Here is a 25178-nt window from a genome sequence, read left to right as displayed (position 1 = left end):
GCCGGTCGCCAACTGTGTTCTGCCCGTCGAAGTTCTGCCCGTCGACGTTCTGCCCGTCAAACAAGGATTGTGAGGAACCGATGAGTGAGCTGTCCGGAGACACGCGCATCGAGCAGGGGAACCGCTCCGAGGAAGCGGTACGCAAGGCCATGGGGCGCGCGGTGGGCGTCCTGGTCGACGCATACGGGACCGGGAACTATCTGCCGGCCGCGTTCCACCGCCTCGGGATCGGCGTGGTCCATGTGCAGAGTTCGCCCGAACCGATATCGCGTATGCAGCCGTGGGACAGATCGCGTTATCTCGACGGACTGGTGTACCGCCCGGACGGAAGCACCGAGCGCGCACTCAAGGAGCTCGGCCCGCGGTTCGTCCTCCCCGGCCAGGAGCCGGGGGTGCGGCTCGCGGACCGGTTGAGCGAGGCCCTGGGCGTGCGCACCAACGGAACGCAGTTCTCCGAGGCGCGCCGCAACAAGTTCAAGATGATCGACGCCGTCGCCGCCGCCGGGCTGCGCACCGCGGCCCAGCTGCTCACCGACGACGCCGAGAAGGCCGTTGCCTGGGCCGAGGACAACGGGCACTGGCCGTGCGTCGCCAAACCGCTGTCGTCCGCGTCCACGGACGGGGTCTTCATCTGCCGCGACGCCGACGCGCTGCGCGCCGCATTCCCGTCCATCCTCGGCAGCACCACCGTCTTCAACGGCACGAACACCCAGGTACTGGTCCAGAGTTTCCTCGAGGGGACCGAATACATCGTCGACACCGTGAGCGTCGACGGGCACGCCTACGTATGCGGTGTGTGGCAGTACGAAAAGCGACTGCTGCGCAACGGTAAGCCGATCTACAACCGCGACCTCCTGGTGTCGCCGACCGATCCGGCGGCGGCCGCACTGATCGACTACACCCGCGCCATGCTCGACGCCCTGCGGATCCACAACGGCCCGGCGCACACCGAGTTGATCATCACCCAGGACGGGCCCGCCCTCGTGGAGGTCGGCGCCAGGGTCAACGGCCATCTGCATCCGGCCTTCCACGACGCCTGCATCGGCACGAACAGCGCCGATCTGACGGCGCTGGCCTATATCCGCCCCGAGCAGTTCCTCGCCGAGTACGGCGACCGGGTCTACCGGAGGCGCCAGCCCGCGGTCGTCTACAACGCGCCGACGGTACGGGCCGGCGAGGTGGTCGCGGTCAACGAGGCGCTGGTCGAGGAGATCCGCAGTCGGCCGTCGGTGGTGGACCTCACGCTCAAGCGCAGGCCCGGCGACCTCATGGTGCCGACCCATGACCTGCTCACCAGCCCGCTGCGAGTGTTCCTGACGGCTCCGGACCAGTCCACGGTGGACGACGACTACCGGTTCATCGAGTCCGTCCGCGAATCGGTCTACGAGGTCCGACCCGTCGGATCCCGGGTTGCCTGCGGTGTGGCGTGATGTCCGGGCAGGGGGACATGCACCGGCAGAAACCCGGCCTGCGTGCGAACATCGCCGGTCTGCGGCCGATCGCCGGTCTTCTGGCGACGGTGGCGCTGTCGCGCAGCGCGGTCGTGCTGTACCCGTTCTACGGGGTGTACCTCGCCACCGAGCGCCACGGGCTGACCGTCGACGTGATCGGCCTGATCGTGGGCATGTTCGGTGTCGGCGCGCTGGCCGCGGGCGTCGCCAGCGGTGCGCTCGCCGCCCGGATACGGGAACAGCGCCTCGCGGTCCTGGGTCTCGCCGGTGTGGCGGTGATCGTGCTGGTCATCCCGGTCACCACGCAGCTGTGGCTGCTCGCCGGGCTGACCGCGCTCTGGGGCTTCTGCTACGAGGTGGTCAATCCGATCGCCTACACGCTGGTGGCCCGGGTGATGCCGGAGGCGCAGCGGCGGTTCGCCTTCTCGGCGGTGCGGCTGGCCATCAACCTGGGCATGGGCATCGGGCCGGTGCTCGCCGGAATCCTGTTCGCCGTCGGCCCCGGCCTGCTGCCCTGGGCCACCGCGGTCGGCTATCTGGCCTCGGCGTTCATCCTCGCTCGCGCGCGTATCGCCGCGGGCTCGGACGGCGATGAGGGACGGGACCCGGCCGCCTCCGGCGACGAGAGCGCGCCGGGCCGGCACGGAGTGCGCTTCTGGAGCTTTCTCGCCGCGACGACCCCGATCCATCTCGCCTACGCACTGCCGTCCACGGTGGCCAGCGTGTATGTGATCCATACGCTCGGCGAGCCGGCCGGCTGGGCGAGCGCGATCTTTGCGGTGAACGCCTTCATGGTGATCACCTGCGAGATCGCCCTCAACCACGCGATGCTGGACCTCAGCCGCCGGACCAGCCTGCTGATCGGCTATGCCTGTGCCACCGCCGGCTTCGTCCTCATGGGCTTCGGCGAGTACCAGACGTGGCTGCTGCTCGTCGCGACCGCAGTGTGGACGCTCGGCGAGATGATCGTCTATCCGGTGATGCCCGACCACATCAGCGCGATCACCCCGGACCGGCTGAAGGTCCGCAACATGGGCTTCTACACGGCTCACTTCAACCTCGGGGTGGTGCTGGCGCCGCTGGTCTTCCTGCCGTTGCTCCAGGTCCTCGGCCCGGTCGCGTCGTGGTCGCTCGTGGGCGGCGTACTGCTGATCGGCCTGCTGGCCACCGCTGTCCTCAGCAACTCGCCCAGGATCTGGGGAGCGGAGACGTCCCGGCCCGCTCCCGCGTCGGCCGAGAAGGCCGGCCAGGCCGCCGGGGCGGCGACTTGACGAAGTGGCCCCTCGCCGTTTCTGGCACGGCGGGGGCGACTTCTAGCGTCGGCCGCATGGCAACCGACAGTGCAACCGCAAGCAACGGCGTGCCCGCGAACGCGGGCGCCGCGACCGAGAGTTCCGCCGCCGACGGGGCCGGCGGCGCCGGCAGTCCCGCGGCCAAGAGGCTGACCAGCAAGGCGCCACCGCGGCCCGGCGCGATCGTGATCGCCCTGGCCACGGGCTTCGCGGTGGCCGCCCTGCTGCTCCTGGTGGGCGTCGGCTCGCTGATCGGCCAGGTGCTGCTCGTGCCCCCGCTGGCCGCGAGCGCAGCGCTGGTGTTCGGCGCGCCTGCGCTGCCGCTGTCCCAGCCGCGCAGCGTCGTGGGCGGCCAACTGCTGTCCGCCGGCACCGGGTTCGTGGTGCTCGCCGTGGCCGGCAGCTCCGCCGCCGCGGCCGCCGTGGCCGGTGGGCTCGCCCTCGGGGTGATGATGGCCGCACGCACCCCGCACTCGCCGGCGGCGGCGACCGCGGTGATCGTGGTCCTGACGGAACCGCGCGCCCTGACCTTTCTGCCGCTGCTCGCCCTGGCCTGTGGGCTCCTGGTGCTCGTGGGTGTGGTGGCCGGCCGCAGCGGGCGCGGCGTCCGCTACCCCGCGTATTGGTGGTAGTCGAAGGGCAGTACGACCAGTCCCGCACCGCCGGCGAGCGGTGCGGGACTCGTCGTGTTCCGCGGCGGCCCGGCGCCGTTCAGGCGGGCACCGGGAGCGGAGGTGCCACGCGGCGGGCCAGTTCGAGCGTGGCCGCGAGGACCGGGGGCAGCCAGGCCTGGTCGTTCCAGATCATCCGTACGACATGACGCTCGCCCGGCACCTCCCGCAGAATTCCCACCTCACCGCTCTCGATTTCCCGGGCCACCATCTCGCGCGGCAGCATCGCGATACAGGGGCCGTTGCGCATGAGCTCAAGTGCGCCGCGTACCGAACCGACCGACAGAAACTCGGAGTCCATGCCGTAGCGCTTCCCGATGACCTCGCGAAGCCTTTCCGAAGAGTCGCTCCCGGAATCCACTCGCAGGATACGTACGGTCCTTATCGGCCCTTCCTCAAGGTAAGTTCCGACCGGGTTCGTCGTGTCCCCGTCAAGGAAATCCGAGAGTTCCCGGCCGGCCACCGCCATCACCTCCACGGTGCGCAGATCCTCACTGCAGAGATTGGCCCGGGCCGGGAATTTCCGGCCGGGAGGTGAAATCACCAGACCCATGTCCAGGCGGCTTGCGCCGATCTCCTCGGGGATCCGTGCGGAGTCCATTCCGACCGGATCGAGCTCCAACTTCGGGTAGCGGTAGCGGCATTCCAGGATCAGCCGGGTCAGCTCCTGGTCGACGGTGAGCGCGGAGGCGCCCACGGAGACCCGGCCGCTGATCTCGCGACCGCCGGCCAGGGCCGCCGACAGCTCGTTGACCAGCCCGAAGAGGCGTGTGGCGTAGTCATGGAAGATCTCGCCGTCCGGCGTGGGGCGCACCCCGTGCGGCAGCCGCTGGAACAGTGCGGTGCCGGCCTGGGACTCCAGGGCGCGGATATGCGCCGTCACGGTCGACTGCGAGTATCCGAGGTTCCTTCCGGCTTTTGTGAGGCTGCCGGTACGCATGACCTCCAGGAAGGTTCTCACCTGGTACAGCGCAATCTCCATCATCGCCCTCCCGCGGATTGCCGTATCGACCCATTTTGCCGTGCCCTCATGCGGTACCGGCCGCACCTCCCCGGACTTAGTCAACTCGCCGTACCAGGATCCCATGAGGGCCGTATTCCGTTATCGGCCCTTCCGCTGCCCCCCATCGGACTCCGACGTGATCCAGGTCCTGACGGCCTGTATAGATTCGTTTTCAGCCAACGGCGCCGCGAATGCCGAGCCGGCATCGTCGCACCATCCCGCCGTCATTCGGGAATTGGGTGCGCCATCTGCATTCCACAAGAGAGCTGACAACGCATGTCCGAGATCGAATACATCAAGAACGTCTTCCGCAGCGGTTTCGAGCTGGACGACATCGAGTGGTCGTCGTGGGAGGAGCCGGGCCGCGTGGGCGTGGAACACCACGTCCTGTGGGCGCCGGACGCCGGGACCGGCGAGCAGTCGGTCGGCCTGCTGCTGCGCTTCCCCCCGACCGCCCACGGCGACTTCCACGAGCACCTCGGCTACGAGCTGATGCTGGTGCTCGACGGCCGACTGGACCACAGCGACGGCACGTCGTACGCCAAGGGCGACCTGGTCGTCGAGGGCCCGGGCACCCAGCACCAGATGTCCAGCGCTTCCGGGTGCACCGTGCTCGCCATCCGGACCCGCCCGGCCGAGGCGCGCGTCCCGCAGGGCCCGATCCGTCCCGTGGGAGCGGCCGCCGCCTGACCCGGCCGCCGCCTTCAACGGCCCGTCGAATGAGAGAGGTTCATGTATCCGCCCGCGCCGACCGGCGACGCCCTGCCCGATGCCCGACAAGGCGGCGGTCAACGCGTCCTGGTCTCCAGCGTCTCCTCCGACTCCCACACCTGGAACCTGGTCTTCCTGCAGCTGATGCTGGAGGAGCTGGGACACGAGGTGATCAACATCGGTTCCTGTGTCCCCGACGACCTGCTGATCGCCGAGTGCCGGCGCACCAGCCCCGACATGGTGGTGATCAGCAGCGTCAACGGCCACGGCCATCTCGACGGACGCCGCCTCATCGCCCGGTTGCGCGCCGAACCGGACCTGAGTGCACTGCCGGTGGTCATCGGCGGAAAGCTCGGCACGCGCGGCGCACAGAACAGGGCGCACGGACCGGAGCTGATCGCCGCCGGTTTCGACGCGGTCTTCGAGGACACCGCCGGTGTGGCCCCCTTCCGCCGCTATCTGGAAGACGCCGCGCGGCCCGTCCTGGAATCCGCAGGGCCGGCCCGCCCTGCCCTCGCGGCCACCGGGGATCCCCGATGAAGACGGTGCCCGCGTTGCCGGCGGGCGGCCCCTCGGCGACCGTGCGACGGCGTGCCACCGCGCCCTTCGGGGCCGCGGTGGCCGCCGCCGCGGCGGTCGGCCGGCTGGTCGTCCAGCCCCGGATGGGGTTTCCCGACGTGCCGGGCATGCAGGCGGGCCTGCAGGCCGTGCACGCCGCCGACGCCACCACCGTCGGCACCATCACGCTCGACAGCTACACCCGGGTCGGCGACCACGCCTCCGCGCGCAAGGCCCTCGACGACGGCAGCGACCTCAACGGCTTTCCGATCGTGGCCCACGGCGCGGGGACCACCCGCCGCATGATCGGCGCCGTGGGTGCGAGCGCCGACTTCGCGATCCAGGTGCGCCACGGCTCGCCGCTGCCCCTGGGCATCGTCCAGGCCCTGCTCGACGCGGGCCTCGACGCCACCGAGGGCGGCCCCGTCTCGTACTGCCTGCCCTACAGCCGGACCCCGCTGGCCCGGGCGGTGGACGCCTGGGCCGACAGCTGTGAACTGCTCGCCGACCAGGTCGAAGGAGCGCACCTGGAGAGCTTCGGCGGGTGCATGCTCGGCCAGCTGTGCCCGCCGGGCCTGCTCGTCGCGCTCTCGCTGCTCGAGGGGATCTTCTTCCGGCAGCACGGCCTGCGCAGTGTGTCGCTCAGCTACGCCCAGGGCACCAGCTTCGGGCAGGACGTCGACGCGATCGGTGCCCTGCGCCGGCTGGCGGGCGAGTTCCTCGGCGATCTGCAGTGGCACGTCGTGCTCTACACCTACATGGGGGTCTTCCCGCGCACCCCGGCCGGAGCGCTGTCCCTGCTGCGCGACAGCGCGGTGCTCGCCGCCGTGACCGGTACGGAGCGGATGATCGTCAAGACCCCGGCGGAGGCACACCGCATCCCCACCGTGGCCGACAACATCCAGGCGCTGGAGGAGGCCGCACGGTCCGCGGAGGCGGCCGCCGGCCTGTCGCCCGGCCTCCTGGGCCTGGACGCCGGGACCGCGCGGGGCGACAACCCGGTGTACGCCGAGGCACGGGCGCTGGTCGACGCCGTGCTCCACCTCGACGCCGATGTGGGCAAGGCCCTGCTCCAGGCCTTCGCCAAGGGCTACTTGGACGTGCCGTACTGCCTGCACGCCGACAACGCCCAGCGCTCGCGCAGCGGCATCGCCCCCGACGGCACCCTGCAGTGGCTGTCCGTCGGATCGATGCCCCTGCCCCCTCTGAACGCAGCCTCCGGCACCGGTGCGCAGCGCCTGCGCGCCGACGACTTCCTGGACATGCTCAGCTACGTCCAACGGCGGTACGACGACGCCGCGTTGGAGGAGCTGCCCACGGACACCCCCCGCACCCCGCTGCCCACCTCCCTCGCTAAGGACTGACCGATCGTGTTCGCAGACAGCAGCAAACGCCCGACCCTCACCCTCGCGGTCATCGGCTCCGGACCGCGCGGCCTGTCCGTGCTCGAACGCCTCGCCGTCCGTCTCGCGGACGGCGCGCTCGCCGGCCACACCGTACGCATCCACCTCATCGACGCGGTGGAGGTGGGCGCCGGCCGCATCTGGCGTACCGACCAGGACGAGTGGTTCACCATGAACACCGTCGTCGGCCAGGTGACCATGTACTCCGGAGTCCCCGACGGCGGCCCCGCGCGGCCGGGCGCGGGCCCCTCCCTCGGCGAGTGGATCGAGCAGCGGGCCAAGGACCACGGGGAGCCCCCGCTCGGCCCCGACGACTACGCATCCCGCCGCCGGTACGGCCAGTATCTGCGCTCGGTGCACCAGGCGATCGCCGACCGTCTGCCGGCCGACGTCGAACTCGTCGAGACCCAGGGGCGGGTCACCTCGGTGGTCGCCGTTCCGGACGGCGGCTATGCCCTCGAACTCGACAGCTCGCCCTATCTCATCGACGCCGACCGGGTCCTCCTCGCCACCGGCCACCCGGAGAACGCCCCGGACGCCTTCGAGCAGAACCTGCTCGACTTCGCGGACCGGCACCCCGGCCTCACCTACCTGTGCGGCGACTCCGCCGCCGATATGCCCCTGTCCGCGGCGGACATCGCCCCGGACAGTACCGTCGGCATCCGCGGTATGGGCCTGTCCTTCTACGACGTGATGCTCTCGCTCACCGTGGGCCGCGGCGGCACCTTCGACCACGACAACGAGGGCCGGCTCCGCTACATACCCAGTGGACACGAGCCACGGATCGTCGCCGGATCGCGCAGCGGACTGCCCATCCCGGCCCGTGGCCGCAACCAGAAGCGCCCCGACCACACCTACCGGCCGCGATTCCTCACCAAGGAGGCGGTGGCCGCCGCGCGCGAGCGTCGCCACCGGACCACGGGCACCGACCGGCTCCGCTTCAACGAGGACGTCCTGCCGCTGCTGCTGAGGGAGCTCGACGATGTGTACCGCTCCACACACGCCGCGTCGGGCAGCACCGCGCCGCTGCCACCGCTGGACCTCCACGCGCTTGCCCGTCCCTTCGCAGCTGCCCGGTTCGACAGCCCCGAGGCCTTCCGCACCCGGCTCCTGGAGATCATGCGTGAGGACCTGGCCCAGGCCGCGCTGGGCAACGTGGACGGTCCGCTGAAGGCCGCGCTCGACATCCTGCGCGACATCCGCAATGTGGTGAGGGAGGCCGTCGACTTCGGCGGGCTGCACCCCGATTCGCATGCGCAGGAGTTCCAGCGGGAGTTCCTTCCGGTCAATGCGCTGCTCTCCGCAGGTCCGCCGGCCGAGCGCGTGGAGCAGCTGGTCGCACTCGTCGAGAGCGGACTCGTCGACGTCGCCGGACCCGCCACGCGGTTCACGGCCGACGAGGACCGGGGTGCGTTCCTGGTCGACTCGCCGCAGGTGGCCGGCTCCGCACGCCTCGTACAGACCCTGATCGACGCCCGTATCCCCCACCCGGACCTGCACCGGGACCGGTCCGCGCTGACCCGGTCCCTGGTGGCCGAGGGCCTGGTGAGCGAATTCCTGCGTACGGAACCGGCGTCGGGCCTGAGCCACCCCACCGGCGGTCTGCGGGTGACCCTGGCGCCGTTCCATGCGATCGGTGCCGACGGCTCGGTGCGCGACGACCTGTACGCCCTGGGCATCCCGACCGAGCACGCCCGCTGGTTCACCCAGGTGGGCAGCGGCAAGCCCGGTCTGAACACGCTGTTCCGCCAGGACGCGGACGCGATCGCCGCCGACATGCTGCGCACACCGCGGCCCGCGCCCGAGACGGAGCTCATCTCGGCGACCGCGGGGAGCCCGTCATGAACGCCCGCAGCGTCCACGGCGTCCACGGCGTCCACGGCGTTCACGACGAGCAGGCGAGCCGCAGCTTCAGGGCGGCCCGGGACGTCCTCCTCGCCCACCACGGCGACCCCGAGGGGGCACGCACCGCCTTCGCCTGGCCGGAACTCACCCATTTCAACTGGGCCTTCGACTGGTTCGACGTCATCGCCGAGGGCAATCGGAAGACCGCACTCCATCTCGTCGGCCGCCACCCGGCGGACGACGAGCGCATCTCCTTCGAGGAGTTGTCCCGCCGCTCCGACCAGGTCGCCCACTGGCTGCGCGAGACCGGCGTCCGCCGGGGGGACCGGCTGCTGCTCGCCCTGTTCAACGGGCGCGCCCTGTGGGAGACGATGCTGGCGGCGATCAAACTGGGTGCGGTGGTGGTACCCACCTACGCCACCGCGACCCCTGCCGACCTCGCCGACCGGCTGCGCCGGGCCCGGGTACGGCATGTCCTCGCCGACGCGGCCCTCACCGGACGGTTCGCCGGCCTGCCCGGCGACTGGACCCGCCTCGCCACCGGCGGGCCGGTGCCGGGATGGCTGCCGTACGAGGACTCCTGGACCGCGGACCGGAGCCGGTACGTACCGGACGTCCGCACGCGCGCCGACGAGCCGCTGTTCCTGTACTTCACCTCCGGGACCACCGCACGGCCCAAAATGGTGGGCCACACCCACACCAGCTACCCCGTGGGCCATCTGTCCGGGATGTTCTGGAACGGGCTCACACCGGGCGACGCCCATCTGAACATCTCGGCACCGGGCTGGGCCAAGCACGCCTGGAGCTCGTTCTTCGTACCGTGGAACGCGGAGGCCGCCGTCGTCGCGCTGACCGACCCGCAGCCCGCACCGGACCACATCCTGGAGGCGCTGCGCACCCGGGACATCACCAGCTTCTGCGCCCCGCCCACCGTGTGGCGCGGCCTGCTGGCCGCCGGGCTCGGCGCACCGCCGCCGCTGCTGCGCGAGGCGACCTGCGCCGGCGAACCGCTGGAGGCCTCGCTGATCGACCGGGTCGCGCAGGCCTGGGACGTACAGGTACGGGACGGCTACGGCCAGACCGAGACCACCGCGCAGCTCGGGCACGCCCCGGGAGCCGGCACCGAACCGGGCACGATGGGGCGCCCGCTGCCGGGCTATGACGTGGTCGTCGTCGACCCGGCATCGGGCCGCCTGATCGCGCCCGGGGGCACGGGCGAGCTGTGTCTGGACCTGACGAACCGGCCGGCGGGCCTGATGACCGGGTATCTGGACGACGAGGAGAAGACCGCGAAGGTGTTCGCGGGCGGCCGGTACCACACCGGTGACCTGGTCACGCTGGGCACCGACGGATCCTTGCGCTACGCCGGCCGGGACGACGACATGTTCAAGTCGTTCGACCACCGCATCTCGCCGCTGGAGCTGGAACGCGTACTGCTGCGCCACCGGGCCGTGGTCCAGGCCGCGGTGGTCCCCGTCCCTGATCCCGTCGGGCTGTGGGTGCCCAAGGCGTTCGTGGTGCTCGCTCCCGGCACGGTCGACCGGGACGAGACGGCACGCGCCCTGTTCGACTTCGCCGCTGTCGAACTGCCTCCGGAGAAGGCCGTCAGAGTGCTGGAGTTCGCCTCCCGGCTGCCCATGACGGTGTCCGGAAAGGTGCGGCGTGCGGCGCTGCGCGAGGCCGGCACGCTCGGCGGTCCGGAGGTCCGCGCCGTCCCGGCCTGAGCGGTGGTGCTCCGCCCACCACCCCCGTCGCCTGCGCGACGGGCCGCATACCTGCACGTGGGGCCGCCACGGTGGTGGAGCGCCCCTCACCACGGCGACCCAGGTGGGTGCCGGTGCCACATCGTCCTCACGTGTCCGGAAGACCACTGTTGATCTCGACCAAGAGGCGCCAAGAGGCCCCAAGAAGCGCCGAGAGACACCAACAGGCAGCGACAGGCAGCAACAGGCGCCGAGACACAGAGGCACAAGGGGGATGTCGTGACTGCATCTGTTTCCACCCAACTCGTGAAACCCACCGACGGACAGGGCTGGAACCCGGTCCGGGCGGCAGTGGCCGCGGAGCTGATGGACTGCGTCCTGCCGCCGTCCCTGCAGCGCCGGGACCAGCGTGCCAAGGGCGAGCAGTATGTGCGCGGCCTGCTGACGGTCGAGGGGCGCAAGTCCATGCGCAGCATCGCCACCCTGATCGGCGGCAGCGCGGCGGAGCAGAGCATGCACCACTTCATCAGCGCCTCGACCTGGGACTGGAAGCCCGTACGGGAGGCGCTCGCGCACTATCTGCACCGGACCGCGGCACCGCGCGCCTGGGTGGTCCAGCCCCTCGCCATCCCCAAGCTGGGCGACCGGTCCGTGGGCGTGGAGTCGCCCACCGGCGGAGCGGCCGCCGGGCCGGTGGCGGGGCAGTACGCCCACGGTGTGTGGTTCGCGTCCGAGGAGCTGAGCGTGCCGGTCAACTGGCGGCTGTTCCTGTCGAACCGCTGGACCGAGGACCCGGCCCGGCGCCGACGCGCGGGCATCCCCGCGGAGGTGATCAGCGAAACCCGCGAGGAATGCGCGGCGGCGTCCGTCCTGGAGGCCATGCGGACCTGGCAGGTGCCGGTCCGGCCGGTGGTCTTCGACGTGGCCGGGGCCGGATTCCGCCGTCTGATCACGGGGTTCGACGCCGCCTCCGTTCCGCTGCTCGCCCGGACCGGCGCCCTGACGGTCCTCGAGGTGGCCGAGCCCTCCCTGCCGGGCTACGGTGCGGGGCCGCTCGCCGTGCGCCACATCCTGGAGTCGGTCAAGGGGCTGCGGCGGCCGGTCGAGTGGACCGACCACCGCACCGGGCGCCGGCGCACCTCCCTGGTCGTCGCGGTCCCGGTGACCCTGCCCGAGGACGGACACCGGGGGACGGGGCGCCTCGCGTCGCCCGCAGCGTCACGGGACCGGCGGCCCCTGCTCGTCGTGGGGGAGTGGCAGGACCCCAAGCTGCCGCCGGCCCACATCTGGCTCACCGGCATGACCCGGGTCCCGGTCCACGAACTGCTGCACCTGACCAAGCTGGGCGGGCGCGTCGCGCACGACGCCGGGACGGTGGGCGGGCGGGTCGGGCTGCGGGACTTCGAGGGCCGGTCGTTCGACGGCTGGCACCGCCATATGACGCTGGCGTCGGTGGCCCACGCCGTGACCGTGCTGTCCCGCGGGGCGAGGGCGATGGCCTCCGTGCACGCGGCCCCTCCCCGCCGGTTCAGCGGCGTACGGCCGGGCCGGCGCCCCGTGCGGTCACGGTGTGGCGGATCCGGTGCAGCCGCAGCGCCAGCTGGACCTCAAGGAGCTGCTTGGAGTCCTGCCATCCATCGCCGAGGAGTTCGGTGATCCGCTCCAGCCTGCGGGCCACGGTGTTGGGGTGGACATGGAGGGTGTCGGCGGCACGGGTGGGGCTGCTGCCGTGCGCGAAATACGCCTCCAGGGTGCGGGTCAGTTCGGTGCCCTGCTGCGCGTCGTAGTCGAGGACCGGGCCGATGACGTCCGCGATGAAGACCGCCGCATTGGGCTGGTCGGACAACAGCAGACCCAGGAAGCCCAGTTCACGGGTCGATGCGGTGCCGCCGACGGAGCCGAGGGCGATCAGCGCGTCCACACACCGCTGCGCTTCCCGGTAGGCGTCGCTGAGGTCCTTGGCATGGGCGACGGGGCCCGCCGAGCCGACCGTCGCCGGTCTGCCGAGCGCCGAGGACAGCTCCGCGGCCACGGCGCGACCGGCGGCCGCGGCATCGGCGCCGGGCAGCAGCAGGACGATCTCGTCGCCCTCCACGCTCTTGATGCCGGCCCGCTGATGCGCGTAGGACGAGGCCCAGAAGGCGGCCCTGCCCGGAGGGCCGCCCTCCGGCCGTGCCACGACGAGGACATGGGGCCGGCCGAGGTCGACCGAGAGCCTGCGCGCGTGGTCGTCCAGCTGCTTGGCCGACAGCTGCCCGCCGTTGAGGAGGTCGTGGAACACATCGCTGCGGGCCTGGCCCTCGGCGAGACTGGTGCTGCGCTGCAGCAGGATGGACACGGCGGTGACCTGGGTGACCAGGGGCAGCAGCTGGAACTGCCGCTCGTCGAGGGGCTGTTCCGGAACGAACACCAGCGTGCCGAGCAGCTCCTCGCCCGCCGTGACGGGGCAGACCCAGGTGCCGCCGGAGGCCTCGACCGGCAGGTGCCCGGAGTGCGCCTCCATGGCGGCCCGGCGGATCTCGGTCTCGTCGAGCCCGGGAAGGGTGTCCGCGGTGAGGTTCGTGCCGCTGGGGTCGCGTACCAGCAGAGTGCCGTCGAGCAGCTCGCCGACCGCGTCGGCCAGGGTGTGCAGATCGCCGCCGCGCAGCACCAGATCGACCAGCCGGGTGTGCGCGGAGTTCAGCCGCCGGGCCGACGTGGACGAGTCCTCTGCGCGCGAGGCGTGCAGGCTCAGTTCGCTCAGCTCGTGCTGCGCCCGGTCGAGCAGCCGGGTCTTCTCGATGGCCACCGCGGCCAGGTCCCCCAATGACGACATCAGCGTGATCTCGTCCGGTGTGAAGCGGCGGACCTGCCGCTGCGCCGCGTAGAGCACACCGAGAATCGTGCTCTCCTTGCGCAGCGGGACGGCGATCAGGGCGCGCAGGCCCTCGGCCCGCACCGCGTTGTGGGTGACCTCCGCCTGCGGGATCCGCTGGTCGTTGAGGTAGTCGGCGGTCCAGACGGGGGCCGCGCGTGCGGTGACCATATTGCCGAGGCCGCCCGACGTCGGCACCCGCATGCCCACGCTGAGCATGCTGATATGCCCCTCGGCGGCGCGCACCACCGAATGTCCGCCCTCGCTGTCGTGGATGGACACCCACGCCATGTCGAGGTTCAGCAGAAAGCGCGCCCGGCGCGCGATGACGTTGAGCAGACCGTCCAGGTCGTACGGGAGGGTCAGCTCCCGGGCGGTGTCCACGAGCGCCGACAGGCCGATCTGGCGCCTGTGGTGCAGGGAGATCACCTCGTGCACCTGCAGGGCCAGGAGCTTGGCGCGTTCCAGGCGGGCGATCCGCGCGGGGTCCGGGTCCGTGTCGCGGGCCCGGCGCACCGGCTCCTCGAAGCGGTCCGACGGTGCGTTCTCGGCCAGCAACTCCAGGAGTTCGATGAGCTCGTGCGACTCACTGGGCTCGCGCACGTCCGCTGTCCCTTCGCATCGGCGGGTCCGCGGCATACGCCTGACCGCGTCCCGTGAAAAGTAGATGACCGACGCATATCGCGTCAACATATTGTTGAAATTGAAATCCCAGGTCAGACCGGGTGTGAGGTGGCGAGAGCACCATCTTTCGCCGATCGGGCGGTTGCCGGACCACCTTCCGTCGCCCCGCGCAAGACGCCATCGTCCTCCCGTACATCCGATGTTGAGTGATTACGACCAAGGGCTGCTAAAGCCTCTGCGGGGGGAAGGTAATGCCGTACATCCAGAGTTATGAGCGTTCCATCGAACGCAGCCGGATCTCTTTGACCAGGCACGATCGGCCGGATGTCTTCTTCATGTGCGACCGGGAATGGGATCTGCTCGACGAGGTCTTCGCGCCCGTCTACTCGCCGTCCACCGGGGTGGGTGTCGATTTCCTCGGCCTCGCCGACGACACCCCCTCCGAAGTGGGGCAGTCGTTCCTCGAGGTCGGCACCGGAAGCGGGGTGATCGCGGTCCTCGCGGCGCTGTCCGGCGCGGAGCGGGTCGTCGCCCTGGACATCAGCCCGAAGGCGGTGCACAACGCCGAACTGAACGCCGGGCGCCATCTGGTCGCGGACCGGGTGCGCGTACTGCACAGCGATCTCTTCGACCGGCTCGGCCCCGGCGAACGCTTCGACACGATCTTCTGGAGCTCCAACTACGTGCTCGCACCGGAAGGTTACGAGTACGGCTCGCTCCACGAGTGCGCCTACGTCGACGCCGGCTACCGCACCCACCAGCGGTTCCTGGCCGAGGCCCCGGACCGCCTCACACCCGGCGGAAGGGCCCTGCTCCACTTCAGCAGCCGCGGCGATCTGACCGCCCTGCGCCGGATCGCCGCCGAGTGCGGCCGCGAACTGCGCACGGCGGACAGCGTCGAGGTGCTCGAAGGTGAGTACGGCAGGGATCTCGTCGAGCACCTTCTCCTCGAGGTCCTCCCCGCGGGCCGCTGACCCGGCCCCGGCCCGCACGGCGGAGACGGCCTGTTCCGGAACAGGCCGTCTCCGCCGGAGCCGGAGCCGGACCCGGTACCACGGGCTCAGAGCCCGGTGCTCCAGGCCCGTCGGCGGCGCGTCAGTTCCGCCGTGACGGCCTGGTCGGCCGTGGCGCGGCCGAATCCGGCGGGCGTGAGCCGGGCCAGCTCGCGCTCGCCCTCCCGATGCCTGTTCAGCAGCGCGTCACCGGCCAACTCGCTGGTCCACGCCGCCTCTTCGAGGGTGCGGGACGTGAAGACCATCCCCGTGTTCCAGCCGACCAGACGGGCCGCGTGATGGGGCCGCAGATCCGTCCACAGCAGCGTCGGCGGGCGGGCCTGGCCGGCCCGGAGGACCTGCCACCACGTGCTGTCCAGGCGCCGCTCCCGCAGCCGGTACAGCAGCCGCGCCGTGGCGACCCCGGCCACCGAGGGCGCGGCCAGACCGTCGACGAGGTCCACCGGACACGACAGGACGGTCCTGATGCTCTGCAGGGCACGGCCCGTGATCAGGGCCCGTTCCATCCCGGCCAGAAACGCGTCGAAGACCCGGTTGCACTGCCGCGTGGTGCAGATCAGCGTGGCGTCCACATGCAGGCCGTGCGCCAGGCACTCCGTGATGGCCTCGACTCCGGCCTCCGTGGCGGGAATCTGCACCATGAGATTCTCCCGGCCCACGGCGGTACGCAGCGAGCGCGAGGCCGACACCAGGCCGTCCGTGTCATGGGCGAGTGCCGGATCGAGCGGCGCGGACACATGACCGATCCGGCCGCCCTGCGGTGCGGCCGGATCCCCCAGGCGTTCGCACAGCAGGCGCACGGCCGCGGGGTCGGGCGGCACATCACCGTGGAGGGCCACGCCGATCACGGATCCCGGGGCGGTGGGGAGGGCATACGGCAGGAGCTGAGCCGGCTCGGCACTCGTCGCCCGGTCCGCCGTCAGCCATGACTGGACGCCCTCGGCCGCGAGTTGCTCCATGAATCCGATCGCCGTTTGGCTGATCACGTATCGGAGCCTAGGCACGGTCCTCGGCCACGACCAGCCGGGTTTCCGTCCTTTGTCAGGTGGCCGGCGGAGGTGACGAAGTCGTACCGGTGGCACAGCGCGGCCCCGGGCGCCGCCCTACTGTCGCTGACGACGCGGCACGGAACACCGTCCCGCCGGCGTACGGACGCAGGGCACGACTGCCGTCCCGGATCCCGTACGCCCCGATCATCCATCGACTCTCCGCTGATTCCGCTGCCCTCAGGAGCGCACATGACCATTGCCGACATCAAGGTTCCCGACAGTGCCCTGGCCGAGGAGGCCACGGAGCTGGTGCGCGACACGGCCGGCGAGCTGATCTTCCACCACTCCCGCCGGGTCTACCTCTTCGGCGCCCTGCAGGGCAACCGCCGCGGTCTGGCCTACGACCCCGAACTGCTCTACGTGGGCGCCATGTTCCACGACCTCGGGCTGACCGAGAAGCACCGCGGCTCCACCCGCCGCTTCGAGATCGACGGTGCCGAGGACGCCAAGAGGTTCCTGCTCTCGCACGGTGTCCCGCAGGACTCGGCCCGGGTGGTGTGGGAGGCCATCGCCCTGCACACCACCCCCGAGATCCCCACCTACCTGGCCCCGGAGATCGCCCTGGTCACCGCCGGCGTCGAGCTCGACGTCCTGGGCATCGGTTACGACGACATCACCGACGAGCAGCGCGCCGCCGTGGTCGCCGCCCACCCGCGCCCCGACTTCAAGCGCCGCATCCTGCAGGCCTTCAACGACGGTATCGCCCACCGCCCCGACACCACCTTCGGCAACGTCAAGGCCGATGTCCTCGAGCGCTACACCGAGGGCTATGTCCGGCCGAACTTCGTCGAGGTCATCACCCACTCGAGCTGGGCCGAGTGACCGACGGCCCGGCGCCCCGCCCCACCACCCATCGAGAAAGGCCCCGTGACCCTCTCATGAAGTCCCTCCGGCCCCAGGCAACCCCGCTCAGGCGGTGGGCGGTCTTCGGCTCCCTCACCGCCCTCACTCTCGCCACCGCGGTCACCGGTCCCGCGTCCGCGGCACCGGGCGACACCCCGGCGGACCCGGCCGTCGTCCGGCCCGGCGCCGACGCCGACAATGTCGTGCTGCAGTGGAACGAGCAGACCCTCGGCGCCTTGAAGGTGAACAATCAGGGCTCCGAGCACCCCACGCCACCGCCGGTCGGCGGCCGGACGCTCGCGATCGTGCACACCGCGATCTACGACGCGTGGGCCGCCTACGACCGGAAGGCGCTGGGCACCCAGCTCGGCGGCGACCTGCGCCGGCCTGCGGCGGAGCGCACCAAGGGGAACAAGCGCAAGGCGATCAGCTTCGCGGCGCACCGCGCCCTGAGCGATCTGTTCCCCCAGCAGAGGGCGACGTTCGACGCCAAGCTCGAGGAGCTCGGCTACGACCCGGCCGAGGCCGACTCCGCCGAGGCGGGCACGCCGGTCGCCGTGGCGCTGAAGGCCGCAGACGCCCTGCTCGCGGTGCGCCACGAGGACGGCTCCAACCAGTTGGGTACCCCGCCGTACGCGACGCCCGAGGGCTTCTACAAGCCGGTCAACCCGCCCCAGGACGTCGCCCGCTTCGACAAGAGCAAGATCGTCGACGTGAACCACTGGGTGCCGCTGACCGTGAACGGCAAGACGCACCCGTTCATCACGCCGCAGTTCGCCGAGGCCAAGCCGTTCCTGATCAATGACGTCGACCGCTATCTCCCGCCGCCGCCCCCGAAGTACGGCAGCGCGGCCTCCGAGCGGGCCATCGCCCAACAGGAGGAGCGGAACGCAAACTTGACGGAACGTCAGAAGGTGATAGCCGAGCACTGGCAGTACCGGGATACCACCTCGTCGTCCATCCCGCAGGAGTGGGCGGCCTTCGTCTCCAAGCGCGACCACCACCGTCTCGACGACGATGTGAAGCTGTTCTTCGCCCTGAACATCGCCGAGGGCGATGAGGCCGTCGTCGACTGGAAGACCAAGGTCCACTACGACTACGGCCGCCCGATCAGCATGATCCGGTACGCCGAGGCCGGCAAGAAGATCCGTGGCTATGCGGGTCCCGGCAAGGGCACCCAGGTCATCGACGGCTCCCAGTGGCAGCCCTATCTCAAGACCCCCGCGTTCGCCGCCTACGGCTCGGGCCACACCGGGTTCACCGCCGCCGGAGCGGAGATCCTCAAGCAGTTCACCGGGTCCGACGCGTACGGCGGGACCGGCACCGTCAAGGCCGGCAGCTCCGCCATCGAGGCGGGCATGCCGTCCAAGGACATCGCCCTGCAGTGGAACACCTTCAGCGCCGCGGCCCAAGAGGTCGGCTACTCGCGCCTGTGGGGCGGTGTGCACTGGGAGTTCGACCACACCGAGGCCGACGCCCAGGGCCGCAAACTCGCCCGCGACGTGTGGGCCGAGGCCAAACAGTACTTCGACGGCACCCACCCGGACGCCCGGTCCTGACAGCTGTCCACCCGCGCCGAAAAGGCCGGCGGCTTTCCCCTTCCCCGGGGAAAGCCGCCGGCCTTTTCCCGTTACTGCGGACGGTATTTGATGAAGTGTCGGACTCCGATTGAACGGAATGCGGACGACACGGCAGGCTCGGGGCATCCGCTGTTCGCAATTTCCAGAAGGACGAGGTCCGATGCTTTATCGGAATGCTCATGAACTGGTCCTGGACAGCGTCTTCCTGGACCTGGACGGATTTATTCCCCATATTGATCTCAAGCTGAAAATCGAGGGCCTCAACCCGGCGGGCTCCATCAAGATCAAGGCTGCCGTCGGGCTGATCGAGGACGCGGAGCGCAAAGGACTCCTCGAACCGGGCGGGCGCATCATCGAATCGTCCTCCGGAAACCTCGGTATCGCCCTCAGCTCGGTGAGCGCCGCGCGGGGCTACTCCTTCATCTGCGTCGCCGACCCGAACACCTCACGGCAGAGCATCGGCCTGATGGAGGCGTTCGGTGCGGATGTCGTCGTGGTGACCGACCGCGACGCCAACGGCGGTTATCTCCAGACCCGGATCGACTACATCCACCAGCGGCTGCGCGAGGACTCCTCGCTGGTCTGGCCGAATCAGTACGCCAACCCCGCCAATCCGCGCGCCCATTACGAACGCACGGCGGCCGCCATCGTCGAGCAGGGCTGGGGGATCGACCACCTTTTCATCGGCGCCGGCACCACCGGAACCCTGATGGGCTGCACCGACTACTTCCGGGAGCATTCACCGAACACCCGGATCACCGGCGTGGATTCGGTGGGCTCGGTGACATTCGGCGGGCCGGCCGGACGGCGGCACATTCCCGGTCTCGGCACCAGCCGCCGGCCCGAGATCTTCAGGCCCGGGAGAGTCGACGAGGTCATTCTGATCCCGGAGTTCGAGGCCGTACGGATGTGCCGGCGACTCGCCGCGGAGCGCGGTATCGCCCTGGGCGGGTCCACGGGCTCGGTGCTCGCGGCCATCGAGCGCAACACCGACCGCATCGAGCCGGGCGCCTGCGTGGTGGCCATCGCACCCGATATCGGCGACCGCTACCTCGACACCATTTACGACGACGTGTGGGTCTACGAACGCTTCGGCCGACTCGATTCCGATGCGCGCGGCCCCCGCAGCACCCCCCGCACCACCCACCGGACAACCGACAACGAGCCGGGGCGCGCCGCTGCCCTCGCGGTGAAGGGATAAACCGTGTTCGAATTCAGCATTATCGGCGGAAAGACCGCCCGGGACATCATCCGGCGCAGCAGGAAGCAGATCGTCGACGAGGTGCGCGCCACCTATCTGGCGCACGAGGACGGCGACTCCGTCAATCCCAACAGCTACTTCCTGCGCTTCCCCGAGAAGCCGGACAGCCGCATCATCGCCCTGCCCGCGTATCTCGGCGGCGAGTACAACGTGGCGGGGATCAAATGGATCAGCAGCTTCCCCGGCAACATCGAGCACAAGGTGCCCCGCGCCTCGGCGGCCCTGCTGCTCAACGACTACGCGACCGGCTACCCGTTCGCCTGCCTGGAGGCCTCCCAGATCAGCGCGGCCCGCACCGCCGCCTCCGCGGTCCTCGCCGCCCAGGAGCTGACCGGGAAGCGCACCGCCAAGCGGCTGACCCTCGTGGGCGCCGGGATCATCGCCCGGAACATCCTGGAGTTCTTCAAGGCCCAGGAATGGGACGTCGACGACCTCGTCATCCATGACCGCATCCCCGCGTACGGCCAGGCGTTCGCCGAGTACGCCGACGCCGACCTCGGCTACCCGGCACGGGTCGAAGCGGACCTGAAGACCGCCGTGGACGGTGCCGATCTCGTGGTCTTCGCCACCACGGCCGGTGAGCCCCACGTCCTCGACCCCGCCGCGTTCGCCCCCGGCCAGATCGTCCTGAACATCTCGCTGCGGGACATCGGCCCGGAGATCATCGTCGCCGCCCAGAACATCCTGGACGACGTCGGCCACTGCATGACGGCCCACACCTCCCCCCACCTTGCGGAACAGAAGTACGGCCACCGGGAGTTCATCGACGGCACCCTCGCCCAGGTGATCCGCGGCCAGGTCGAGGTCGCCACCGACCGGCCGGTGATCTTCTCCCCGTTCGGGCTCGGCGTGCTCGACCTCGCGGTCGGCACCCACGTCTACCGGACGGCCCAGGAGTCCGGCGAGGCCGTCGAGATCTCCGACTTCTTCGGCGAAACCCAGCGGTGGTAGCCATGACCCGCACCTCCGCCCCCGCCACCGCGCGCGCCCACGCTCCCTCGACCGGCATCTGCGTCATCGGGCTCGGCTCCCGCGGCATCGGCGTCCTCGAGCGCCTCATCACCCTGACCTCCGCCCCCGAATGGGAAGAGCGCCCTGTCACCGTCGACCTCGTCGACCCGGCCTGCGACGGCACCGGTCTGCACGACCCCGAACAGCCCGACTATCTGCTGCTCAACACCGTCTGCAGCCAGGTCTCGCTCTTCCCCGAGGAAGCCACCGTCGGCCAGGCCGTCGGCGACCGCGGCCCCACCCTGTACGCGTGGGTGCGCGCACGCGGACTGCGCCTGGCCGACGACGGGTTCACCCTCGGAAGCCGAGGCCGCGACATCCGCCCGGACGACTACCTCCCCCGCCGGATACTCGGCGAATACCTCTCCTGGTTCCTGCAGCGGACCCTGGACCGGGCCCCCGCGCACCTGAACATCCGGCTGCACCCGGCCACGGCGATCGCACTGTCCGACACCGACGACGGCCGGCGCGCCCTCACCCTGGACAACGGCACGGTGCTGCGCAGCCGGTACGTCTTCCTCACCACCGGGCACACCCCGCCCCCGGCCGCGGCGCACACCCCCGGCGAGCACCGCCGGATCCGCTCGCCCTACCCGCCGGCACGGCAGTTCTCACAGGTGGCCCCCGAGCACACCATCGCCCTGGCCGGCACCGGCCTGTCCGGAATGGACGCCCTGGCCGCGCTCACCCTGGGCCGCGGCGGCCGCTACACCGTCAACGGAGGCATACGGGAGTACGTGCCCAGCGGCCGCGAGCCCCGCATTCTGCTGTTCTCCCGCACCGGGCTGCCGTTCCGCGCCCGCCCCGCCGCCCACCGCGAGGGCGCCTTCACCCCGCTCGTGCTCACCGAGCAGAGCATCGACCGGCTGCGCACCGACGCGACCGACGGCACCCTGAGCCTGCACGGTGACCTCGTCCCGCTGGTGTGCACCGAGATGCGCATCGCCTTCCACCGCCGCTGCGCCGCCCTGCGCGGAGCGGCCCCGGCACTCGCCACCGAGGAGTCCTTGCGGGCCGCGGCCCATGCGGGGACGCTGCCCCCGGAACTCGACCGCCTGGATGCCGAACACCGCCCGGAATTCGGCGAGTTCATTCCCGAACGCGTGCTGTTCCCCGTCCTCGACAATCTGACGGACAGCGCGGCCTACCAGGACCGGTACACCGCGGCCCTGGAGGCCGATCTGCTGGAGGCCGCCAAGAGCCTGGGCGCCAGCCCGCTCAAGTCCGCCCTCGAAGTACTGCGCGACCAGCGGGACATCCTGCGCCACGCCGTCGACTTCGGCGGCCTGGACGGAAAGTCCCACGACGAGTTCTACGGATCCTTCACCGCGGTCCTCAACCGCTCGGTGACCGGACCGCAGCTGGAGCGGCACGGCGAACTCCTCGCCCTGGTCCGCGCCGGCGTCGTCGAGGTGCCCTTCGGCCCCGAGCCGGAGGTGGTCTGGGACGGGACGACCGACTCCTGGCGCCTGTCCTCGACCCGCCTCGCCGAGGCCCGCACCGAGCATGCGCACTGGCTGTGCCATGCCACCTCGGGGCAGCCGGACGTGGCGCACACCGGCAGCGCGCTCCTCGCCGATCTGCGCGAGAGCGGCCGTATCCGCCGCCATCGCGCGGCGGAGGCACCGAACAGCCGCGGCGTCGACATCACCCCCGGCCAGCACCCGGTGGGCCGCGACGGGTCCGTGGACACCCGGATGTGGATCCTCGGTCCGCTGTGCGAAGGGGCCACGTTCTACAACCACTACGTCCCCTCGCCCGGCGGCGTCTCGCGCGCGCTCCTGGACGCGGACCGCTGTGTCCGCGCCCTGCTCGACGCGGCCCGCCCCACGGGCGACCGCCCGTCCGCCACCGCGGAGGCCGCCCGATGAACGCGCTCCTGGCCACCCTGCCCATCCTGGTGACCCTCGGCCTGCTGGCGGCCAAGGTGCGCGCCCTGTACGCCGCGCTGACCGCCCTGGCCACCGCGGCGGCACTCACCGCCACGGTGTTCCGCACCCCCGCGGCCGCACTCGCCGATGCACAGCTGCACATGCTGCCCACGCTCGTCGAGCTGGCCGGGATCCTGTTCGGCGGCATCCTGCTCAGCGAGCTGATGTCCCGTACCGGTGCCCAGGCCCGGCTCGGCGAGCGGCTCGGCGGGGCCTGCCACTCGCCCGTACGGTCCGTGCTGCTCATCGTGTTCGGGGTGACGCCGTTCGCCGAGTCGCTCACCGGCTTCGGCATCGGGGTGGTCGTCGCGATCCCGCTGCTGCGCCAACTCGGCCTGGCTCCGGCCAAGGCCGCCGTGGCGGGGCTCTTCGGCCTGGTCACGGTGCCCTGGGGTTCGCTCGCCCCCGGCAGCCTGGTCTCCGCCAACCTCGGCGGCGTCGACTTCCAGGACCTCGGCGTCGTATCGGCCCTGCTGTCCGCTCCGGTCTTCCTGATCTGCGGCGCCGCCGCGCTCACCGTCTCCTTCGGGGTGCGCCGCGCGGTCGCCTCGGCCGGTGAACTGCTGCTCGCCACGGGCACATTGTGGGCCACCGTGTGGGCGGTGAACACCTTCATCGGCGTGCCGCTGGCCGGTGTCCTCGGCGGTCTCGCCACCCTCGCCGTGCTGCTGCTCTCCTCGCGGCGCCGTCCGCGCCCGGACGCCGATGCGCCGCGTCCGCAGCCGGTGGGCCGCGCCCTCGCCCCGTACGTCTTCCTCGTGGCCGGCCTGCTCCTCGGCCGGGCGGCGCTGACGGCGGCGGGCGTCGAGGAGGGCTGGTGGACGGTGATCGCCGGTCCGGCGGGGTGGCTGCTGCTGACCACCGCGGTCGCTCCGCGGCTGCTCGGCGCGCCGGGAACGGTGCTGCCCGCGGCGGTCCGTACGGCCACGTCCCGCTGGTGGCAGGTCACCCTGACCACCGCGATCTTCCTGATCCTCGGCACCCTGCTGACCGTGACCGGCATGAGCCGGGAAATGGCCGAGGCCTGCGCCTCCCTCGGCCCCGCCTATCTGATGCTCGCCCCCTGGATCGGCGCCGCCGGCGGATTCCTGGCCGGCTCCAACACCGGGGCCAACGCGATGTTCGCCGCCAGTCAGGGGGCCACCGCCCATGTGCTCGGCTACCCGGCGCTCCAGCTCGTCGGCGTCCAGAACGTCAGCGCCGCCCTGGCCTCCGGAGGCTCGGTGGCCCGGGTGGTGCTCGCGGCCGAGCTCGCCACCAACGCTCCCGGCCCGCAAGGCCCTGCCGCCACCGAGGCGGCCGCGGCACCTGCAACGGAGCGCCGCGGCCCGGCCGCGGGCACCACGACGGCGGTCCGCGAAGTCACCGAGCGGACCACCGCACCGCCCTCCGGGGCGACCGCCGTACCGGACGCCGCGCCCGTGGACACCGGCTGGGTGCTGCGCACCGTGCTCGGCGCGCACGCCGTGGTGTTCCTGGTGCTCGGCCTCGTCGCCCTGTCGTGGCGCTGATCCGCACACCAGCCCGTCGAGGGCGGACCGACCGTTCCCCCGCGGCCGCACGGCCGCTCCCCACCGGAGGCAACACGATGCCCAGGCCCGTCGTACTGATCGCCGATCAGCTCTCACCCGCAGCACGCAGGCCGACGCCGAAGTCATCGGCGCGGCACACCGTCTGAAGGCCATCGGACGCGTCGGAGTCGGCCTCGACAACGTCGGCCTCCCCGCTGCCACCGCCGCGGGCGTACGGGTCGTCAACGCACCCACCGCGAACGTGATCAGCGCCGCGGAGATGACCTGCGCCCTGATCCTGGCCGTGGCCCGGAACCTGCCGCAGGCCGCCGGGGCGCTGCGGCAGGGCTCCGGGCAGCGCAGCCGCTTCACCGGCGTCGAGCTCGCCTGGTCACGCTCGACGAACTCCTGGACCGTTCGGACTTCGTGACGGTCCACCTGCCCAGGACCCCGGAGACCGTCGGCCTGATCGGCGCGGCCGAACTGCGTCGCGCCAAGCCGGGCGCGTATCTGAGCAATGTCGCGCGCGGGGGCATCATCGACGAGGCCGCGCTGCACGGAACTCAGCCGCTGAGCCCGTCCGCTCCTTCCCCCCGGCCAACCGGCCCGCCCCGTCGCCGGGCTCACAGGAGCACATGATGGCCGCCTCCGCCCCTGCGGATTCTTCGTCCGGGGCCGCCGTACGGCATCGCTTGCGGGCGTGGATGCTGGAAGGCCTGACCGATATGGCCAAGCGTCACCCCGGTCCGCACGCCGGGCCACAGGCCGCCCACAAGGGGCAGCGGTGGTGGCGGGTGATGTGTCTGACGGGTGTGGACTACTTCTCCACCCTCGGCTATCAGCCGGGCATCGCCGCCCTCGCCG

Annotated in this window: 18 protein-coding genes and 3 pseudogenes; 18 read left to right on the top strand and 3 right to left on the bottom strand. The window is 71.2% G+C overall.

From position 1 onward, the window contains the following. Positions 1 to 80: 80 nt before the first annotated feature. Genes ADL29_RS32160 through ADL29_RS32150 form a run of 3 tightly spaced genes read left to right on the top strand, consistent with a single transcriptional unit; the run spans position 81 to position 3375 of the window. Positions 81 to 1430, top strand: a complete 1350-nt coding sequence (locus tag ADL29_RS32160; RefSeq protein WP_211274429.1) for an ATP-grasp domain-containing protein — start codon at positions 81 to 83, stop codon at positions 1428 to 1430. Next, complete coding sequence (locus tag ADL29_RS32155; RefSeq protein WP_107095141.1) at positions 1430 to 2722, top strand: MFS transporter; 1293 nt, start codon at positions 1430 to 1432, stop codon at positions 2720 to 2722. Before ADL29_RS32160 ends, ADL29_RS32155 begins: the two co-directional genes overlap by 1 nt. A gap of 56 nt (positions 2723 to 2778) precedes the next feature. After that, positions 2779 to 3375, top strand: a complete 597-nt coding sequence (locus ADL29_RS32150; protein ID WP_078971450.1) for an HPP family protein — start codon at positions 2779 to 2781, stop codon at positions 3373 to 3375. A gap of 79 nt (positions 3376 to 3454) precedes the next feature. Here ADL29_RS32150 and ADL29_RS32145 read toward each other — a convergent pair whose 3' ends face one another. Continuing rightward, on the bottom strand, positions 3455 to 4396 hold the full coding sequence (locus ADL29_RS32145) for a LysR family transcriptional regulator (RefSeq protein WP_169795279.1): 942 nt from the start codon (positions 4394 to 4396) through the stop codon (positions 3455 to 3457). Positions 4397 to 4693: 297 nt separating this feature from the next. Here ADL29_RS32145 and ADL29_RS32140 point away from each other — a divergent pair, with 297 nt between their 5' ends. The 6 genes from ADL29_RS32140 to ADL29_RS46760 all read left to right on the top strand — a co-directional run bounded on the left by ADL29_RS32140 (position 4694) and on the right by ADL29_RS46760 (position 12293). Beyond that, positions 4694 to 5107 carry a cupin domain-containing protein gene (locus ADL29_RS32140; RefSeq protein ID WP_053927068.1) on the top strand — a complete coding sequence of 138 codons (414 nt, stop codon included), beginning with the start codon at positions 4694 to 4696 and terminating at the stop codon, positions 5105 to 5107. 42 nt (positions 5108 to 5149) lie between these two features. Further along, a complete protein-coding gene (locus ADL29_RS32135) occupies positions 5150 to 5668 on the top strand; it encodes a cobalamin B12-binding domain-containing protein (RefSeq protein ID WP_053927067.1) in 519 nt (172 codons plus the stop codon). Next, a complete protein-coding gene (locus ADL29_RS32130; RefSeq protein WP_078971448.1) occupies positions 5665 to 7050 on the top strand; it encodes a methylaspartate mutase in 1386 nt (461 codons plus the stop codon). Before ADL29_RS32135 ends, ADL29_RS32130 begins: the two co-directional genes overlap by 4 nt. Positions 7051 to 7056: 6 nt before the next feature. Further along, a complete protein-coding gene (locus tag ADL29_RS32125) occupies positions 7057 to 8934 on the top strand; it encodes an FAD/NAD(P)-binding protein (RefSeq protein WP_053927066.1) in 1878 nt (625 codons plus the stop codon). Then, positions 8931 to 10658, top strand: coding sequence for an AMP-binding protein (locus ADL29_RS32120; protein ID WP_053927065.1), 1728 nt, complete (start codon positions 8931 to 8933; stop codon positions 10656 to 10658). Before ADL29_RS32125 ends, ADL29_RS32120 begins: the two co-directional genes overlap by 4 nt. A 345-nt stretch (positions 10659 to 11003) precedes the next feature. Then, entirely contained in the window at positions 11004 to 12293 is a 1290-nt protein-coding gene (locus ADL29_RS46760; RefSeq protein ID WP_425424300.1) for an IS701 family transposase, read from the top strand. On the opposite strand, the pseudogene ADL29_RS32110 reads toward ADL29_RS46760, so the two are convergent. Beyond that, positions 12283 to 14130: pseudogene (locus ADL29_RS32110) on the bottom strand (helix-turn-helix domain-containing protein); the annotation flags it as partial. The gene ADL29_RS46760 and the pseudogene ADL29_RS32110 overlap by 11 nt on opposite strands. A gap of 287 nt (positions 14131 to 14417) precedes the next feature. On the opposite strand from ADL29_RS32110, the gene ADL29_RS32105 reads away from it, so the two are divergent. After that, complete coding sequence (locus ADL29_RS32105; protein ID WP_245689715.1) at positions 14418 to 15089, top strand: 50S ribosomal protein L11 methyltransferase; 672 nt, start codon at positions 14418 to 14420, stop codon at positions 15087 to 15089. Between the two features lie 86 nt (positions 15090 to 15175). On the opposite strand, the gene ADL29_RS32100 is transcribed toward ADL29_RS32105, so the two are convergent. Then, positions 15176 to 16114 (bottom strand): transaldolase family protein, encoded by a 939-nt coding sequence (locus ADL29_RS32100; protein ID WP_053927062.1) that lies wholly within the window; start codon positions 16112 to 16114, stop codon positions 15176 to 15178. Between the two features lie 252 nt (positions 16115 to 16366). Here ADL29_RS32100 and ADL29_RS32095 point away from each other — a divergent pair, with 252 nt between their 5' ends. The 8 genes and pseudogenes from ADL29_RS32095 to ADL29_RS32065 form a co-directional block, all read left to right on the top strand. Beyond that, complete coding sequence (locus tag ADL29_RS32095; protein ID WP_053927061.1) at positions 16367 to 16999, top strand: HD domain-containing protein; 633 nt, start codon at positions 16367 to 16369, stop codon at positions 16997 to 16999. Positions 17000 to 17055: 56 nt separating this feature from the next. Continuing rightward, on the top strand, positions 17056 to 18579 hold the full coding sequence (locus ADL29_RS32090) for a vanadium-dependent haloperoxidase (RefSeq protein WP_053927060.1): 1524 nt from the start codon (positions 17056 to 17058) through the stop codon (positions 18577 to 18579). Positions 18580 to 18760: 181 nt separating this feature from the next. After that, a complete protein-coding gene (gene sbnA, locus ADL29_RS44715) occupies positions 18761 to 19801 on the top strand; it encodes a 2,3-diaminopropionate biosynthesis protein SbnA (RefSeq protein WP_063788580.1) in 1041 nt (346 codons plus the stop codon). A gap of 3 nt (positions 19802 to 19804) precedes the next feature. After that, positions 19805 to 20812, top strand: coding sequence for a 2,3-diaminopropionate biosynthesis protein SbnB (gene sbnB / locus ADL29_RS44710; RefSeq protein ID WP_053927059.1), 1008 nt, complete (start codon positions 19805 to 19807; stop codon positions 20810 to 20812). A gap of 2 nt (positions 20813 to 20814) precedes the next feature. Further along, entirely contained in the window at positions 20815 to 22743 is a 1929-nt protein-coding gene (locus tag ADL29_RS32075) for an FAD/NAD(P)-binding protein (protein WP_053927058.1), read from the top strand. Then, a complete protein-coding gene (locus ADL29_RS32070; protein WP_053927057.1) occupies positions 22740 to 24314 on the top strand; it encodes an L-lactate permease in 1575 nt (524 codons plus the stop codon). The genes ADL29_RS32075 and ADL29_RS32070 overlap by 4 nt, the downstream gene beginning before the upstream one ends. A 121-nt stretch (positions 24315 to 24435) precedes the next feature. After that, positions 24436 to 24872 (top strand): annotated as a pseudogene (locus tag ADL29_RS45670) (NAD(P)-dependent oxidoreductase); the annotation flags it as partial. 80 nt (positions 24873 to 24952) lie between these two features. Beyond that, a pseudogene (locus ADL29_RS32065) lies at positions 24953 to 25178 on the top strand (amino acid transporter); the annotation flags it as partial.

The organism is Streptomyces chattanoogensis, from assembly GCF_001294335.1.
Classification (GTDB): domain Bacteria; phylum Actinomycetota; class Actinomycetes; order Streptomycetales; family Streptomycetaceae; genus Streptomyces; species Streptomyces chattanoogensis.
Note: the sequence above shows the minus strand (reverse complement) of the source record. Positions and strands in the feature narration are given on the sequence as shown.